This is a genomic window from Streptomyces sp. NPDC017676, from assembly GCF_044329325.1.
Classification (GTDB): domain Bacteria; phylum Actinomycetota; class Actinomycetes; order Streptomycetales; family Streptomycetaceae; genus Streptomyces.
In genome coordinates, this window is record NZ_JBIRJA010000012.1 from 161,732 (window position 1) to 177,344 (window position 15,613).

The following is a 15,613-nucleotide window of genomic DNA, read 5'->3' on the forward strand; positions in this document are numbered from 1 at the left end:
GGACCGGGTGGAAGATCAGGGTTCGATCAGGCCGACACGGATGGCGTAGCGGGTGAGTTCCAGGCGGTCCCGCAGACCGAGCTTCTGCAGCAGATTGGCGCGGTGCCGCTGGACCGTCTTGACGCTGATGAACAGCAGCTCCGCGATCTCCTTGGACGAATGCCCCTCGGCCACCAGCTTCAGGACCTCCTCCTCGCGGGGGGTGAGGACCTGATCGGGGGCTTCCTCTCCGCGCCGGGCCCGGTCCAGGTAGTTGCGGATCAGGGCGGTGACCGCGCCGGGATACAGGAACGGTTCGTCCCGCATCGCGGCCCGGCACGCGGCGACCAGGTCCCGGTCGGCGACCGACTTCAGCACGTACCCGCTGGCACCGGCCTTCAGCGCCTGGAAGAAGTACTGCTCGTTGTCGTGCATGGTGAGCATCAGGATCCGCAGACCCGGCTTGAGGACGGCCAGTTCCCGGGCGGCCTGCAAGCCGGTCATGCGGGGCATGGCGATGTCCAGGACGGCCAGGTCGACATCGTGGGTGCGGGCCAGTCCGACAGCCTCGGCACCGTCACCGGCCTCGGCGACCACCTCCAGGTCCGGTTCCTGGTCGAGGATGAGCCGCACACCCCGGCGGACCAGCGCGTGGTCGTCGGCGAGCAGGATGCGGATCGTGCTCCGGGAGTCCCTCCAGGGCGGAGTTCCGGTCGGGGTAGTGATGGCGTCGTCGGGCATGGTCAGGGCTGCTTCCTCGGTGCGGACGCGGTGAGCCGGACCCGGGTGCCGGTACCGGGTGCCGAGGTGATCTCAAGGCTGCCCCCGATGAGCAGGGCCCGCTCGCGCATCCCGCGGATGCCGGCGCCTTCGCGGGGGGCCTCGATGCCGGAGCCGTCGTCGGTGACCGTCAGCACCACGCTGTCGTCGGCGTGGCGCAGGGCGACCGTGACCCGCTGGGCGTCCGCGTGGCGGGCTACGTTGGTCAGGGACTCCTGGGCGACGCGGTAGAGGACCAGTTCGGTCTCCGGCGGGAGGGCGGGCAGGTCGGCGTCGAAGCGGCGGCTGACCCGCAGCCCGGTGTGCGTGGCGAAGTCCTCGGTGAGCGAGGTCAGCGCGCTGACCAGACCCAGGTCGTCCAGCACGCCGGGCCTCAGCCGGCGCACCAGGTGACGGACCTCGTCGAGGCTCTCCCGGGTGATCTCCTGCACCTCGTGCAGCTCCTCACGCAGTGCCGGCGGAGCGTCGTCCGCGGCCCGCTTGAGTCCCAGCAGGATCGCGGTCATGCTCTGGCCGACCTCGTCGTGCAACTCCTGGGCGATACGGCGGCGTTCGGCCTCCTGGGCCAGCAGGGCCCGGGCGCTGCTGGTGGCCCTTTCGTGCTCCAGCCGCTCCAGCATGGCGTTGAACGTGCGGATCACCTCGGCGACCTCGCCGCCTCCGGAAGCGGGCAGACGCTGGCCGGGGCGCAGCAGGTCCACGGTGGTCATCAGCTTCGTGAGCCGGTCGAGCGGGGCCAGGCCGAGCCGCAGCAGCACGGCGTTGGCGACCAGCATCACGGCCAGGCCGCCGACGAGGATGACGGCCTCGGTGAGCAGGACCGGCACCGAGACGGTCACCGGAGCCCACAGGAGCAGCGCGGTCGCCGTGCCCAGCACGACGGCGTTCAGGGCGAAGATCCGCCAGAACAAGGACACCGGCCCAACGCCTCCCCTTCTACAACCTCGCTCCACCTCCACTGTCGGCCATCGCGCAGCCCCACCGCGTCCACGGTACCGGGGCGCTCGGGTGCGCCTGCGGCCAGCGTCCCCCGTCCCACGTGCCGCGTCGATGGGGCCGGGACCCCATTTCCCGGGGCGCGCACCACCCATGGTCGGTCCGTATGGGACCCGTGCCCCGGCGTAGATGGGGCCCGCGCCCGATAGGTGTCCGCCGCCGGACCGGCCATGGTGGGAGGCACACGATCACCGCCCACGAGAAGCGCCGGCTCGGCAACGCCGCCGCGCTGTGCGCCGCCGCGAAAAGGACTGACCATGTCACTCGACGTCACCCGGACCGAACCCCATCCGGACGAGGCCCGAAGGCACCTGGAACACGCCCGCGTCTCCCGGCTGGCCCAGCTGCGAGCCCTCGACGAGACCCGGCAGACCACGGACGCGTACCTGCTGTCCGAGCAGAGGGCCGCCATGAAACGGGTCCTGAAGGAGATCGAAGAAGCCTTCACCCGCATCGACGACGGCACCTACGGCACCTGCCAGGACTGCGCCAAGCCCATCCCCGCGGAACGGCTGGAGATCCTCCCCTACACCCGGTGCTGCGTCGCCTGCCAGCGCCGAGCCACCTGACCACCGCCCGCGCCGACCTCCCGCCCTCTGCCCTCGAAGGGGTGAAGTGGTGAACCACCAGACCATCGGCCAGAGCACGACCCACCTGTCGGCCGAGGACCTCGCCGCACTGCGCCGGGACCTTCACGAGCAGTGCCGGTTCCGCCAGGAGCAACTGCTGCAGCTCGCCGGACCGGTCATCTCACGTGCCGAGGACCGGCTGCAGCGGCAGGCCGCCGCGCAGATCGAGGTCCGCGTCAAGCTCGCCGCGTCCGCCCGCATGGTCCTCGCCGACGTCGAGGCGGCCCTCCGACGCATGGACGACGGCTCGTACGGCACCTGCCACCTGTGCCGGCGCGCCATCGACCGGGGACGGCTGATGATCGTGCCGCAGTGCCGCTACTGCGCCCGCTGCCAGCAGGTCAGGGAGGCGATCCCATGACCGGCGTCGACCGCTCCCGCACGACCGCTGCCCGGCACCGGCCCTGGCCGCTGTGCCGGCGCTGCTGCGGCATCGCCCTGGACATGGGAAGCGCCCGCACCCGTGCCTGGATCGCAGGGAAGGGTGTGGTCGTCGACGTACCCACCGTGGCCTTCCCGGGTGCCGGCGCGGTCCACCCCGTCCAGCGCGGCACCATCATCGACACCCCGGAGTGCGCCCGCATGCTGCAACGCCTCCTCGCCCACCGTCTGCCCCGCTTCGCCCGCCCCATGGTCATCGTGACCGCGCCCGTCCTGGACGGCCTCGCCTACCGCACCCAGGCCCGCACCGCGGTCGACGTGCTCCGGCCGCACACCGTCCTGACCGTGCCCGGCGCCCGTGCCATCGCCGTGGCGGCCGGCGCGGACATGTCCCGTCCGCTGATGGTGGTGGACATCGGCGCCCACCTCACGGAGGTGGTGCTGCTGGGCGACGGCGACATCACCGACGCGCGCCGCACCGCCCTGGGCACCAGCGATCTGGACGACACGACCACACCCGGGGAGATCGCCGGGGTGGTGACCTCGATGGTGACCGCGATGCTGCGGCAGGACCGTACCTCGCTCACCGCCGACGCGGTGCACCGCGGCATCCTGCTGGCCGGTGGAGGTGCCCTGCGTCCCGAGGTCACCCGCCACCTCACCGAGCAGCGGCACATGCCGGTGCGCGTGGTGCCGGCCCCGCACACCGCGTCGGTTCGCGGCGCCGCCAGGCTTCTGCAAGCCGCCCACACCCACCCCTCCGCCTCCGGCACTCACCCGCCGGCTGCCCGCCCCCACTGGACGGTGTGAGCGGGGCTCGGTGTGAGCCTGAGGCTGAGTCGTGCGGATCGTCCCGGGGCCGCGGGATGGGGCGCGTACGTCCGCCGCGTCGCGTTCGCCCCCCGCTTCCTCGGGCTCCGCATCCGCCGCGTCCGCCGCCGGAAGGAGGACGCGTGCCCGGCCGCGTCCGCCACCTCACGAGGAGTTGTCCGTGGTCATGCTCCGGCGCCTGAGACGCAATCCCCTGTGCCGCCGCAGCGACCTGGTCCGGGCGTGGATCGGTCTCGTCCTGCTGCTGGCCGCGCCGGCGGCCACCCCTGCCGTCATGGTTCTCGTCGGCGACGCCGCCCACCGCCACTACGCCCGCGCCGCCCAGCACCAGGCCGCCACCCGTCACCACACCACCGCCGTCCTCCTCCAGGACGCCCGGCGCCACCCCGAACCCGGCTCCGCCGAAGCCAGGAAGACCCGCTACCCGGCCGAGGTCCGCTTCACCGACCCCCATGGGCGCACCCGCACCGCCACCGCCGATGTCCAACCCGCGCTGCCCAAGGGGAGTGCCGTCCGCGTCTGGGTCGGCACCGACGGGAAGATCACGGACCCACCGCCGAGCCCCGGCGAGATCCGCAGCAGCGCCTTGGGATCGGCCATCATCGCCGCCCTCGGCGTCCCCGCCACCGCGGCCGCCGCCTACGGCGTCACGTGCCGCGTCATCCTGCGCCGCAACCTCGCCGCGTGGGACACCGCCTGGGCCCGGACTGCACCGCGTTGGACCACGTCTCCGTAGGTCACGGCCAGGCCGAGGGGTCCAGCGCCCCGCACGGTCACGAAGCCCTTCCCGCTTTCGCCGCCGACTTCCGGCCGCTCGCCGCCGAGCACTCGGCCGAGCGGTCGCCGAGAGGTGCGAGCTGGCCGAACTCCGGGACGGGGCAGGGCCACTGATCACGGAACCCGGTGCGTCACGGGCGGCGGGCTGGCGTACGTTCGAGCCCATGACACGCATCCGGAGATTCCGGCCGGTGAGCCGGTGAGCGGCTGGTGGCCCCTTCTGGAGGAACGGACCCGCCGAGAGGTCGACGCCGAAGTGCTGCGGGACCGCCGCCTGCCGGCGGTCAGGTCCGTATGGAACGCCCTGCGCCCGCTGGGGCTGGGCTTGGCCGAGGCGGAGCGGGTGGTGCACGCGCGGTACGAGGCTCTCGGGGTGCGGCGCACACCGCCCGATCCGCTCGACGTGCCCTCACTCGCCGCCCGTACCGCGGCTCTCCCGGGCCGTGTGGCCGCGATCGAGGCCGTGTGGGACGGTGAACACGGTGCACGACTGGTTCGTGGTGCTGATCGCGGTCCTGGAGGACCCGGACGGGGACGGCCACTTGGCGACCGTCCACCACCGTCGTGACGGCTCCACTCCGCGAACGGCCGCCGCCGAGGCCGGCCGGGCGCTGGCCGACCACCTCGGCGTACCGTTCCACTTCCCCTCCCCGCACGTCCCCGACGACCAGGCCCCGCGTCGGTGGCCAGTGACGCGGCCGGCGGAGGAGCCGTGACCGAGCCGATGGGGGATGGTGCGTCCGGGAACGCTGCCCTGCTCACGTGGTCGGCCTCCAGTGGCGGCGACTGCGGGAACGGGTCGTGAAGCGGGTACGCCGGCTTCCTCGCGCTCCTGGATTCGGCGCTGCCGAACCGGGATTTCGGCAGCACCTCCCGTGCGCGGGCTCGTCGACGGTCTTCGGGCCGGCTGAGGACCGACGGTCGGTCAGGCACGGCATTGCGCGCCGCGGCTCCCGCACTCGGCGAGGCTCGCCCGCATGAGTCGTGTGGACGCGGGAAACCGGTGATCACGTTTCGGTGATGCGGGAGGAGATTCTTCGTGCACAAGGGCAAGTGGATAACAGGCAGCGCGCGCAAGGAGTTGGCCGAAGCCTTCACCAAGGAGTACCGCGAGGGGCAGTCGATCCGCGCCATAGCCGAGGCGCACGGCCGGTCGTACGGCTTCGTGCACCGCGTGCTCACCGAAGCCGGCGCGCCCCTCAGGGCACGGGGAGGAGATGTCCGCGCCGGCAGCGCCCACCCGGCGCGATGACGGCCACGTCGGCATCGGCGTACCGCGCGAGGCTGGACCCATGGGTTTCCGGGTAGCCGAGCTTCGTGGGGCCCCGACAAGAGCAGGGCACCCCTGCCGAAAGGAGTGTCATGTCCGGAGTTCTCCAGCGACTCAAGCAGTTCGCGAACAGTCCGCAGGGCCGGCGCACGATCGAACAAGTACGGCGTACCGCGGCCGATCCGCGCCGTCGGGCCCAGGCCCAGCGGCTCTTCGGCAAGCTGCGCGCCCGCCGGCCGGGGTCCGGAATGTGACCCACGCCGGTGAACGGCCCGCCGCTGCGCGCCGTCCGCGAGTCGCGGCCCGGGTCGGTCACGGGCAGCACCGCGGCCCGGACATCGGTCAGAGCCCGGCGCACACGGACCGGGCGGACCTCAATTCCTTCTGCGCCTCGGGCTCGGAGAGGTCGGCGAAGCGGAGCAGTCGGTTCTGCACCCGGCGCACGGCCTCGGCCAACGGCTTGAACTCGTGATCGCCGGCGGCCGCCGCGGTGGACAGCACGGCGGCGGCGCCGAGGCGGTCGTAGGCGATTTCCCTCTTGGCCCCGTCGGCCGCGAGGTCCGACTCGTCGAAGCCCCGCAGGGCGTCGCAGGCCTGGCGGGCGTCGCCGGCCGCGCCGCTGCCGGCGGAGCCGTTCCCCCCGCTGAGCGCCCAGGCGGTGCCGACCCCGCCCGCGCCCAGCACGAGCCCCACGACGAGCGCGGCGGCCCAGGAGGGGTGCAACCGGCGGGCCGGGGTGGTGGGGACGGGGTTGCCCGCCGGGGCACTGTAAGCGGACGGTATTGACGATGACATGCCAGAAGTGTAGCGATCGGTGCCCGGCGCGCGGACAACCCGGTCCACCGGCGTGGAGGACCCACAGGGGCCCTGGACACCTGGGAGGTGTCCGGCACCTCCGAGCACCGAACTGATTCGTCTACCTCCGCGCCTCCCGGTCGGAGGACGGCCACACGTAGGGCAGGTCGTCCGGGACGCCGGGGAACACGGGTGCGTACGTGTCCGGGTCCTTGCGGACGAGCGCGGACTGGTGGCTGCGGTGGAAGGCCTCGTCACCGAGCCACGGCGGGAGTTCGCCCGCCGCGGCGAGAGCGGGCTGATCGCGCACGTGTGCGCCCGGACGGCCTGCGGCGTATCCGGCGATCAGTGACGCGGCACAGCTGTCCTGGTGCCCGTGCTCGCGCCAGACCCGGCACACTTCGAGTCCGTAGCGGACCAGGGCCTCCTCGTATCCGCTCCACATGCGCACGGCCGGGTGCCTGCGCCAGCCGTATCCGGGGACGGTCAGGCCGCGCAGGACCTGGAGTGCCTCGACCCGCTGCTTGCCCAGGCGGCGACGGTCCAGGATCAGGGCGGAGCGCCGGAAGTCGGCATCGGGCAGGAACGTCTGCATGGGCGCCGTCCTGGAAGTCCTTGAGCGGGTACGGGAGTTCGGTGGTCCACCGAGCCCGGTGGTCTCGGTCCGTGCGGGCCGCGGTCAGCCGTCCGCGGCCGGGGGACCCGCCGGGTGGCCGGGGCGCCCGAGGGCGCGACGCGCCTCCCTCATCTCCGCCTCGTACAGGTGGTCCCGGCCCTGGGCGAGTGCGTTCACCACACTGCGTTCCAGTTCCTGGAACGGCCGGTAGTAGGTGTCGTTGTAGGCCTCGACGATCTGGAACGTCCAATGACCGGGGATGACGTCGCGCCCCAGGATCTCGGCCTCGGCCTTCGCCGCCCACTCGGTGTGCCCGGCCTCGCGCAACAGCCGTACCGCCCGTTCCAGTTCGAGGTCGGCCCCGCCGGTCAACTGGTGGAAGCTGTACAGGTGACCGCGGGCGCGCTCCGTGGTCTCCAGGGCCTTCGACAGCGATCCGAGGGCTTCGACGGTCAGGTCGTCGACGCCTTCCGGGCGGCGGTACCGGTGGTCGGGCCGGCCCTGGTACTCGTTCATGGCACTCCCTGGGTCCTGTGGCGCCTTCGTTCCCCGCATCCCTTCCCGTCGCGCCGGGTGACCGTGTGCGGCGTGGGCCGGACGTGTGACGGGCCGTCGCGTGCGGTGGGGCCCTGCGCTCCCCCGGGATCGCCGGCCGCCGGCCGTTCACCGAGTGCCCCAGGCCCGGGTGGCAACTCGGGCCAGTCCCCGCAGTACGGCGTTCCGGCCATGCGGTGGAACCGTCCACAGGGTCACTCCCCGCACCCCCCAGCGCTCCAGCAGGGCGTTGGCCGCCAGGAAGCCGGCCGTCGCGGCCCGTTCCATCAGCGCCACGGGCAGGCCGGTGCGGACCAGGTCACCGGCCACCACGAGACCCGGGTCCGGGCTGCGGACGGTCGGCCGGTCTCCGTAACCGCCCACCGGGAACAGGGGGCAGTCGTCGCGCCATTCGTGGCGGGCGTCGACGATCGTGGCGTCGCGCGTCTCGGGGTAGACACGGTGCATCTGCTCGATCAGGCGCTTCTCCTCGACGTCCCGGGCGGCGTCGGCCGGCACCGCGTAGGCGTGCAGTTCCACCACGGATCCCCCGGTGCGTGCGGCCCAGTGGGCGGCCTCGTCCTCCCAGCGCTCCAGGACACTGACGTTGTCCAGGGTCCCGAATCCACCGGTGCCCAGGAATCCCGGCCGGCCGGGCGCCACGGGGCGGTCCAGCCAGAGCCTGGACACCAGGAACGGCGGGGCGTTGCGCAACCGTGCGATCCGCTCTCGCCACGGGGCGTCCCCCAGCAGGTCCGAGCGGCCGACGAGGCGGCGCAGGCCCGCGGTGTCCAGGGCGAGGACCACGCTGTCGTGGTACCGCTCGTCCCGGGCGGAGGCGACCTGGTAACCGCCGGTGCGCCCCGGCGTGATGTGTTCGACGGCCGTGGCGGTGCGCACCTCGGCGCCGTGCCGCCGCAGGTAGCCGGCCAGGGGCTCCCACAGGGCGGCCGGGAAGGGCGCGCGGGGCACGTCGAACAGCAGGCCCTCGGCCGAGCCGAGGAAGTAGATGTGGAACATCAGCGCCATCTCGGCCGCCGAGAGCTGCCGGGGGTCGGCGAAGAAGCTGCGCGAGAACACCTCGAACGCGAGGTGCCGGGCCTGCTCGGGGAAGCGGACTGCGTCGAGGAACGCATGGGCGCTGACGTGGTCGAGCCGGTCGTAGATGCCGGGGACGCGGACGTCGAGCAAGGGCAGGGCCGCGCTCGGGTCCATGCGGCGCAGGTCCCGCACGGTGAAGGCGGGGCTGAGCGCGGCGAAGCCGAGCGCGCTCCACGGCGGGGTGCGCGGGACGTGGCGGAAGCTGTCGCGTGTTCCACCGGCGTGGAGCAGCGGATAGTCGGGCAGAGCGGTCAGCCGCCGCAGGCCGGGGTCGGTACGGCGGAGCAGGCCGCGCAGGTTGTAGTACTGGCGGAAGAAGGCGTGGAAGCCCCGGCTCATGGTCACCGGGGTACCGTCGCGCAGGGTGGTCGGCCAGCCTCCGGCGCGCCCGCCGAGGTACGGCTGCCGTTCGTACACCGTCACGGCCACCCCGCGTTCGGCGAGCGCCGTGGCGGCGGCGAGACCCGCGATGCCGCCACCGACGACGGCGGTGCTGGGTCGGGCCCCGTCGGGGCGCGGCCCGCCGGGGGGCGCCGGCAGCATCCGGGCCCGCCGGTCCCGGCCCCGCCGGTAGCCGTCCGGCGCCGCGGCGGCGGTCATCGCCCGCTCTCCGCGCGCCGTGCGACGAAGGTGTGGGTGATGCCGGTCTGCCAGCCCGGCAGGGGCAGGGCCCGGACGCGTTCGAAGCCGGCCGCGCGGACGCGCGCGGCGAAGCGTTCGACGGTGTCGAACTCGACGACGCTGCACCACAGATGGCGGTACAGCCCGCCGTCCCCGAGAGCGGACGCCACGGGCTGTACGAGGCCGCGGCACACCAGGCTCCACACCGCTCGGTCGACGCGTCGGCCGCTGAGGGTGTACTCGTGCACGCCGAGCCGGCCACCGGGGACGAGCAGGTCCCGTACGGCGGTGAGGACGGCGTCGGGATCGGAGACGTTGCGCAGCAGGTAGGCGGCGAAGACCGCGTCGAACGGACCGGTCACCCCTGCCTCGGCCAGGCGTTCCGCCGGTGCCCGCACGAAGGTCACCTCGTCCGCCCAGGGCTTGGCGGCGGCCCGCCGCAGCATGCCGGCGGAGGCGTCGACGGCGGTGATGTGCGCGGCCGGCAGGACGGCGCGGAGCGCGGCCGTCGAGGCGCCTGTGCCGCAACCGAGATCCAGCAGGCGCAGGCCCGCTCCGGACCCGGGCAGGCCGAGACGGCGTACGGAGCGCCGGAGGTGGGCGTGGTAACCGGGGTTGGCGGCCACCAGCGCGTCGTAGCCGCGGGCGGCGTGGTCGAACGCGGCGGTGAGGTCCTCGTCGCGCAGCAGCGTCATGCGGTCTCCAGGTCGGTGCGGTCGGGGGGTGATCAGTCGCGGGGGCGGGGAAGCGGTGGGTCAGTCGAAGGGGCGGCGGGGCAGGAGCGGCAGTTCGAGGGCCGACCGGAGCATCGGGCCGACCGGGGTGCGCAGGCCGATGGCCAGGTCCTCGCGCAGGCGGGTGCGTCCGTCGAGGAAGCGCAGCAGCCGGGGGGCGGGTACGTGGGCGAACAGGCCGCAGAACAGCGCGGGACCGTCGACCCGGCCGGTGGCCAGGGCCCGCAGCAGTACGGCGTCCATGGCGCGGGACCGGGCGGAGTGGGCGGGAGGCGGTACCGGCCGGTGTCCCCGGCGCACGGCGGCGGCGACCGACCGCGTCTGGCGTTGCAGACCGGCGAAGGTGTAGCCGGTGGACGGGCGGGTGGCGCCGCCCGCGGCACCGATGCGGAAGACGGAGGTTCCCACCTGCCGGGGCATCGGCGCGTCCGTCATCGGGATGACGCCCGTCTCGGTGTCGAGGACCTGTGTGTCGCCGAGGCGCAGCACGTCGTCGACGTAGTGCCGCACCGCCGCCTCGTAACCGGCGGTGGTGAGCGCCCGGGGTGAGAACTCGGTGTACTCGACGAGGGCCTGGTTCGGTCCGACGGGCAGGACGTAGCCGAACGAGAGGCCGTCGGCGGGCTGTGGGGTGCGGAAGTCCATGAGGTCGACGGTGCCGGGGTCGAAGAGCGGTCGTGCGGTGCGGACGAACCAGCCGTGGAAGTGCTGGAGCAGTGTGGTGCGGGCGGCGGGCAGGCTGCCGAGCGGCCGGGAGTCGAACACCCAGCGGGCGGTGAGCACCAGGGCCTCTCCGTCGGTGCCCCGCGCCAGGACGCGGGCTCCGCCCTCGACGTCCTCCACCGTCTCGACGGTGGCCTCCAGCCGCCGCACGTTCGGGCTGCGCGCCAGGTCCCGCCCGACCAGGCCCTCGAAGTCGTCGGACCGGATCATCTTGTAGCGCAGCGGCGCCAGGTCCCCTTCGATCGGCTCGCCCGTGCGGGGCCGTACGCGCAGGCGCCCCCAGGAGGCCGTCAGGGCGCCGTCGAAGCGCCCGTGGCCCGGCTCCCAGAAGCACCAGGTGCGGCGCGGTGCGCGCAGGGGGCCCGGCGGCGCGTCCACCAGGACGACGGACGGCGTCCGCAGCCCCCGCACGTGCCCGGCCAGACGGTGGGCCAGGGACAGGCCGGCGGCTCCGCCACCCAGAACGGCCACCTCCGCCTCGAACACGACGGCTCCTTCCGTGCTGTGCGTGCACGTGCCCTGCGTCTCTTCCCGCCGACGTGCCCGAACGGACGCGCCGTCACCCGGATGCGGCACGCGGGGGTCACGACGGGTCGGCGACGTGGAAGGCATCGCCGCAGACGGCCGGCCGCGCCGCGGCCGGTGTCGCGGGCCCGCCCGGTGCACGCGGCGGAGACGTGGTGACGGACCGCTGGTGACCACGACGAGAGGAACAGGATGCGCCTCACACAGGCGAAGGAACACCATGCGGTCGGGCCACCGCCCGCCCCGCGCCCGGCGCTCCCGTCGGGATCCCCCGTCCGGGTGCGCCGGGACGACGGAACCGGCGAGATCCGTGTCGACACCGTCGTCCCGGAGGACGGAGCGGGAGGACGGCGGCGCATGCCGCCCGCATCCGCGGCCGGTCACGCGACCGCCGATGTCGGCAGGCACCCTTGTCCAGGGCCGGATCGGGGCCGAGGACAGGACCAGGCATCCGCAGGGAGCACGCCGCCCGCATCCGCGGCCGGTCACGCGACCGCCGATGTCGGCAGGCACCCTTGTCCAGGGCCGGATCGGGGCCGAGGACAGGACCAGGCTTCCGCAGGGAGCACGCCGCCCGCATCCGCGGCCGGTCACGCGACCGCCGATGTCGGCAGGCACCCTTGTCCAGGGCCGGATCGGGGCCGAGGACAGGACCAGGCTTCCGCAGGGACCCCGTCGCCGGCGGGTTCCGGTGCGCAGGAGGCCGGCCGGTGACGCGCACGCTGCCCGGACGCACCGACCACGTCGTCGTCGTGGGGGCCGGCCTCGCCGGGCTGTCGGCCGCCCTGCACCTGCTGGGCGCCGGTCGACGCGTCACCGTCGTCGAGCGGGACACCCTGCCCGGTGGCCGGGCCGGACGCCTGGACCTCGGGGGCTACCGGGTCGACACCGGTCCCACCGTGCTGACCATGCCCGAACTCGCCGACGAGGCCTTCGCGGCCGTCGGCGACAGCCTGCACCGCAGAGTGGAGCTGATCCCCCTGCACCCGGCCTACCGGGCGCGCTTCGCGGACGGCAGCACGCTCGACGTCCACACCGGCGCCGACGCGATGGCGGCGGAGGTGGAGCGCTTCGCCGGCCCCGGTGAGGCGGCGGGGTACCGGCGGCTGCGCGACTGGCTGGGCAAGCTGCACCGGGCGCAGATGCGCCGTTTCATCGACGCCAACTTCGACTCCCCGCTCAACCTGCTGAACACCGACCTGGCCCGGCTGGCCGCGCTCGGCGGCTTCGGCCGGCTGGACGCCCGGATCGGGCGTTTCCTGAAGGACGAGCGGCTGCGCCGGGTGTTCTCCTTCCAGGCGCTGTACGCGGGTGTGCCGCCCGCCCGCGCGCTGGCCGCGTACGCGGTCATCGCCTACATGGACACCGTCGCGGGCGTGTACTTCCCGCGGGGCGGCGTGCACGCCCTCCCGCGGGCCATGGCGGACGCCGCCGCCGAGGCCGGCGCCGACCTGCGGTACGGGCAGCGGGTGACCCGTCTGGAACGCTCGGGCGGGCGCGTCACCGCCGTCGTCACGGACCAGGACCGCATCCCCTGCGACGCCGTCGTGCTCACCCCGGACCTGCCGGTCGCCTACCGGCTCCTCGGCCGTTCCCCCCGGCGTCCGCTGCGCCTGCGGCACTCACCGTCCGCCGTGGTGCTGCACGCCGGAACGGACCGCACCTGGCCCCAACTGGCGCACCACACGCTGTTCTTCGGCGCGGCCTGGCACACCACGTTCACCGAACTCACGCGCACCGGCAGCCTGATGAGCGACCCCTCCCTGCTCGTCACCCGGCCCACCGCCACCGATCCGCGGCTCGCACCGCCGGGCCGCCATCTGCACTACATCCTCGCGCCCTGCCCCAACACCGACATCGGGCCGGATGCCACCGCCTGGCGCGAACTCGGCCCCCGCTACCGACGGACGCTGCTGCGGGAACTGGAGCGGCGGGGCCTGCACGGCATCGAGGCCGGCGTCGAGCAGGAGTGTCTCGTCACCCCTGCCGACTGGCAGGCCGCGGGTCACGCCGCGGGCACGCCCTTCTCGGCCGCCCACACCTTCGCCCAGACGGGGCCGTTCCGGCCGCGGAACCTGGTGCGGGGCACCGAGAACGCCGTCCTCGCCGGCTGCGGCACCACGCCGGGCGTCGGCGTGCCGACCGTGCTGCTGTCCGGGAAGCTCGCCGCCGCGCGGATCACCGGTCTGCCGCGTCCCGCACCCTCCCGGCCCTCCGTCCCTCCCCTGCGCGTGAAGGAGACCACCACATGACGGACCGCGAACTGCGCGCGGCGGGCATCGGTGATCCGGCGCTGCGTGCGGCGTACCGGCACTGCCGTGCCCTGAACGCACGGCACGGCAGGACGTACTTCCTCGCCACCCGGCTGCTGCCCGTCGAGCGCCGGCCCGCCGTGCACGCTCTGTACGGCTTCGCCCGCTGGGCCGACGACATCGTCGACTCCTTCGGCACCGGCGCGGACACCGGGCGGCGGGCGGCGGCCCTGGCGGAACTGCGGCGGAGCCTGGAGGACGGACTGCGGTACGGGCGCGGTGACGAGCCGGTGGTCCTGGCGCTCGCCGACACCGCGCACCGGTACGGCATTGAGCACGCGTTGTTCCACGACTTCATGTCCGCGATGAGCGCCGATCTCACGGTGACCGACTACGCCACCTACGCCGACCTGCGGGGCTACATGCACGGCTCGGCCGCGGTGATCGGACTGCAGATGCTGCCGGTGCTGGGCACCGTGGTGCCGCGCCAGGAGGCCGCGCCGTACGCGGCGGCGCTCGGTGTCGCCTTCCAGCTCAGCAACTTCCTCCGGGACGTGGGCGAGGACCTGGACCGGGGCCGCGTCTACCTGCCCGCCGACCTCCTCGCGGGTCACGGAGTGGACCGGGAACTGCTGCGGTGGAGCCGGGACACCGGCCGGCACGAGCCTCGCATCACGGCCGCGCTGCGCGAGTTCGAGACGCTGACGCGCGGTGTCTACCGGGAGGCGCTCCCCGGCCTCGGCATGCTGGACCCGGTCTCCCGTCCCTGTATCCGCACCGCGTTGGTCCTGTACGGCGGCATCCTGGACGCGGTCGCCCAGGACGGTTACTCGGTGCTGCACCGCCGTGCGGTGGTGCCGCGCCGGCGGCGCGCGGCGGTCGCCGCCGACGGCCTCGTGCGGGCGGTCACCGCGCGGCGGCGCGCCGGGCGTTCCTCCCGTCGGCCCGGGGCACCGCGTCCGCTGCCCGCCCCGGTGCTCGGCGGACCGTGCCCACCGGCCGCGGCGGAGGTCGGGTGAACCCCGTCCCGCGCGGCCGGGGCGGTCGTCTTCCGCTGTCGCTGCGCCGGCGGCCGGTGCCGTGGGAGCGTCAGCGGCCGACCTGGCGCGACGCCAGGCCGGGTGTGATCGCGGAGGCGTTGGAACGGGCGCGGGCCCGGCCGTCCGGCAACTGGTACGTCGTCGGCGCGTCGGGCGGTCTGCGCGACGACCGTCCGCTCGCGGGGACCGTGGCGGGTCAGGAGGTGGTCGTGTGGCGCGGTCCGGGTGGCCGGCCGGTGGCCGGCCCCGGTGTCTGTCCCCATCTCGGGGCACCGTTGCGGGACAGTCCCGTTCGCTGCGGCACCCTGGTGTGCCACTGGCACGGGCTGGCCCTGGACGGCACCCCGTACGCCGGCTGGGCCCCGCTGCCGGTGCACGACGACGGCCTGCTGCTGTGGGTCCGGCTGGACGCGGTGGGCGGTGAGCCCCCGTCGGACGCACCGGTCGTCGTGCGGCGGCCGGAGCGGGCACGCGCGCTGGCAGCCGTCTACACCGGCACGGGGGTCTGCGAGGCCGAGGACGTCGTGGCCAACCGTCTGGACCCGTGGCACGGCGCGTGGTTGCACCCGTACTCGTTCGCCGACCTCACGGTGGTCGGGTCGCCCGACGGCTCGGGGAACGGCACCGAGGACGCCTTCACCGTCGACGTCTCCTTCAAGGTGGCGGGGCGCCTGGTGGTACCCGTGCGCGCCGTGTTCACCGCCCCGGAGCCGCGCACGGTCGTCATGCGCATCACCGAGGGGGAGGGCACGGGTTCCGTCGTCGAGACCCACGCCACGCCACTCGGTCCCGACCGGTCGGGCCGGCCGCGGACCACGGTGACCGAGGCGGTGGTGGCCGCCTCCGACCGGCTGGGCTTCGCCGTCGTCCGCCGTGCGGCGCCGCTGCTGCGACCGCTCGTGCGCGCGGCCTCGGCGCGCCTGTGGCGCGACGACCTCGCCTACGCCGAACGGCGCTGGCGGCTCCGCTCCTCGGGACGCTTCCCCGGCTGAGCGGCGACGAGCGGTCGTCTGCCGGCGCTGTCAGCCA

The 15,613-nt window shown here is 74.2% G+C and carries 18 protein-coding genes; 10 read left to right on the forward strand and 8 right to left on the reverse strand.

All coding sequences use genetic code 11. The annotated features are described in order from the left end of the window. Positions 1-15: 15 nt before the first annotated feature. Together ACH4LD_RS26250 and ACH4LD_RS26255 are read right to left on the reverse strand one after the other, a co-directional pair. Positions 16-720 carry a response regulator gene (locus ACH4LD_RS26250; RefSeq protein ID WP_398056730.1) on the reverse strand — a complete coding sequence of 235 codons (705 nt, stop codon included), beginning with the start codon at positions 718-720 and terminating at the stop codon, positions 16-18. A gap of 2 nt (positions 721-722) precedes the next feature. Then, on the reverse strand, positions 723-1,676 hold the full coding sequence (locus ACH4LD_RS26255; RefSeq protein WP_398056729.1) for a sensor histidine kinase: 954 nt from the start codon (positions 1,674-1,676) through the stop codon (positions 723-725). Positions 1,677-2,012: 336 nt separating this feature from the next. Between ACH4LD_RS26255 and ACH4LD_RS26260 the strand changes: the two genes are divergently transcribed. The 7 genes from ACH4LD_RS26260 to ACH4LD_RS26290 all read left to right on the forward strand — a co-directional run bounded on the left by ACH4LD_RS26260 (position 2,013) and on the right by ACH4LD_RS26290 (position 5,897). Further along, a complete protein-coding gene (locus ACH4LD_RS26260) occupies positions 2,013-2,324 on the forward strand; it encodes a TraR/DksA family transcriptional regulator (RefSeq protein ID WP_398056728.1) in 312 nt (103 codons plus the stop codon). A 46-nt stretch (positions 2,325-2,370) separates the two neighbouring features. Further along, positions 2,371-2,745 (forward strand): TraR/DksA family transcriptional regulator, encoded by a 375-nt coding sequence (locus ACH4LD_RS26265; RefSeq protein WP_398056727.1) that lies wholly within the window; start codon positions 2,371-2,373, stop codon positions 2,743-2,745. Further along, positions 2,742-3,575, forward strand: coding sequence for a rod shape-determining protein (locus tag ACH4LD_RS26270; protein WP_398056726.1), 834 nt, complete (start codon positions 2,742-2,744; stop codon positions 3,573-3,575). Before ACH4LD_RS26265 ends, ACH4LD_RS26270 begins: the two co-directional genes overlap by 4 nt. 187 nt (positions 3,576-3,762) lie before the next feature. Then, a complete protein-coding gene (locus tag ACH4LD_RS26275) occupies positions 3,763-4,332 on the forward strand; it encodes a hypothetical protein (RefSeq protein ID WP_398056725.1) in 570 nt (189 codons plus the stop codon). A 523-nt stretch (positions 4,333-4,855) separates the two neighbouring features. Continuing rightward, positions 4,856-5,089, forward strand: a complete 234-nt coding sequence (locus tag ACH4LD_RS26280) for a hypothetical protein (RefSeq protein ID WP_398056724.1) — start codon at positions 4,856-4,858, stop codon at positions 5,087-5,089. A gap of 323 nt (positions 5,090-5,412) precedes the next feature. Continuing rightward, positions 5,413-5,625, forward strand: a complete 213-nt coding sequence (locus ACH4LD_RS26285) for a helix-turn-helix domain-containing protein (protein WP_398056723.1) — start codon at positions 5,413-5,415, stop codon at positions 5,623-5,625. A gap of 110 nt (positions 5,626-5,735) precedes the next feature. Continuing rightward, positions 5,736-5,897, forward strand: coding sequence for a hypothetical protein (locus ACH4LD_RS26290; RefSeq protein WP_398056722.1), 162 nt, complete (start codon positions 5,736-5,738; stop codon positions 5,895-5,897). Between the two features lie 88 nt (positions 5,898-5,985). Here the strand turns inward: ACH4LD_RS26290 and ACH4LD_RS26295 are convergent, their stop codons facing one another. The 6 genes from ACH4LD_RS26295 to ACH4LD_RS26320 form a co-directional block, all read right to left on the reverse strand. After that, a complete protein-coding gene (locus ACH4LD_RS26295; protein ID WP_398056721.1) occupies positions 5,986-6,438 on the reverse strand; it encodes a hypothetical protein in 453 nt (150 codons plus the stop codon). A gap of 121 nt (positions 6,439-6,559) precedes the next feature. After that, a complete protein-coding gene (locus ACH4LD_RS26300; RefSeq protein ID WP_398056720.1) occupies positions 6,560-7,033 on the reverse strand; it encodes an MSMEG_6728 family protein in 474 nt (157 codons plus the stop codon). 84 nt (positions 7,034-7,117) lie between these two features. Beyond that, entirely contained in the window at positions 7,118-7,570 is a 453-nt protein-coding gene (locus ACH4LD_RS26305; protein ID WP_398056719.1) for a hypothetical protein, read from the reverse strand. A gap of 147 nt (positions 7,571-7,717) precedes the next feature. Then, entirely contained in the window at positions 7,718-9,289 is a 1,572-nt protein-coding gene (locus tag ACH4LD_RS26310) for an FAD-dependent oxidoreductase (protein WP_398056718.1), read from the reverse strand. Beyond that, a complete protein-coding gene (locus ACH4LD_RS26315) occupies positions 9,286-10,005 on the reverse strand; it encodes a class I SAM-dependent methyltransferase (protein WP_398056717.1) in 720 nt (239 codons plus the stop codon). The genes ACH4LD_RS26310 and ACH4LD_RS26315 overlap by 4 nt, the downstream gene beginning before the upstream one ends. A gap of 60 nt (positions 10,006-10,065) precedes the next feature. Continuing rightward, entirely contained in the window at positions 10,066-11,253 is a 1,188-nt protein-coding gene (locus tag ACH4LD_RS26320) for a lycopene cyclase family protein (protein WP_398056716.1), read from the reverse strand. A gap of 749 nt (positions 11,254-12,002) precedes the next feature. Between ACH4LD_RS26320 and crtI the strand changes: the two genes are divergently transcribed. Genes crtI through ACH4LD_RS26335 form a run of 3 tightly spaced genes read left to right on the forward strand, consistent with a single transcriptional unit; the run spans position 12,003 to position 15,576 of the window. Then, positions 12,003-13,544, forward strand: a complete 1,542-nt coding sequence (crtI, locus tag ACH4LD_RS26325; protein ID WP_398056715.1) for a phytoene desaturase family protein — start codon at positions 12,003-12,005, stop codon at positions 13,542-13,544. Further along, entirely contained in the window at positions 13,541-14,563 is a 1,023-nt protein-coding gene (locus tag ACH4LD_RS26330; protein ID WP_398056714.1) for a phytoene/squalene synthase family protein, read from the forward strand. The genes crtI and ACH4LD_RS26330 overlap by 4 nt, the downstream gene beginning before the upstream one ends. After that, on the forward strand, positions 14,560-15,576 hold the full coding sequence (locus tag ACH4LD_RS26335) for a DUF5914 domain-containing protein (protein ID WP_398056713.1): 1,017 nt from the start codon (positions 14,560-14,562) through the stop codon (positions 15,574-15,576). Before ACH4LD_RS26330 ends, ACH4LD_RS26335 begins: the two co-directional genes overlap by 4 nt. Positions 15,577-15,613: the final 37 nt, after the last annotated feature.

What these genes read in the sequence shown, in the direction of transcription:
- ACH4LD_RS26250 (WP_398056730.1), bottom strand. Translation starts at nt 720, where the DNA reads ATGCCCGACGACGCCATCACTACCCCGACCGGAACTCCGCCCTGGAGG.
- ACH4LD_RS26260 (WP_398056728.1), top strand. Translation starts at nt 2,013, where the DNA reads ATGTCACTCGACGTCACCCGGACCGAACCCCATCCGGACGAGGCCCGA.
- ACH4LD_RS26270 (WP_398056726.1), top strand. Translation starts at nt 2,742, where the DNA reads ATGACCGGCGTCGACCGCTCCCGCACGACCGCTGCCCGGCACCGGCCC.
- ACH4LD_RS26275 (WP_398056725.1), top strand. Translation starts at nt 3,763, where the DNA reads ATGCTCCGGCGCCTGAGACGCAATCCCCTGTGCCGCCGCAGCGACCTG.
- ACH4LD_RS26290 (WP_398056722.1), top strand. Translation starts at nt 5,736, where the DNA reads ATGTCCGGAGTTCTCCAGCGACTCAAGCAGTTCGCGAACAGTCCGCAG.
- ACH4LD_RS26295 (WP_398056721.1), bottom strand. Translation starts at nt 6,438, where the DNA reads ATGTCATCGTCAATACCGTCCGCTTACAGTGCCCCGGCGGGCAACCCC.
- ACH4LD_RS26300 (WP_398056720.1), bottom strand. Translation starts at nt 7,033, where the DNA reads ATGCAGACGTTCCTGCCCGATGCCGACTTCCGGCGCTCCGCCCTGATC.
- ACH4LD_RS26305 (WP_398056719.1), bottom strand. Translation starts at nt 7,570, where the DNA reads ATGAACGAGTACCAGGGCCGGCCCGACCACCGGTACCGCCGCCCGGAA.
- ACH4LD_RS26310 (WP_398056718.1), bottom strand. Translation starts at nt 9,289, where the DNA reads ATGACCGCCGCCGCGGCGCCGGACGGCTACCGGCGGGGCCGGGACCGG.
- ACH4LD_RS26315 (WP_398056717.1), bottom strand. Translation starts at nt 10,005, where the DNA reads ATGACGCTGCTGCGCGACGAGGACCTCACCGCCGCGTTCGACCACGCC.
- ACH4LD_RS26330 (WP_398056714.1), top strand. Translation starts at nt 13,541, where the DNA reads ATGACGGACCGCGAACTGCGCGCGGCGGGCATCGGTGATCCGGCGCTG.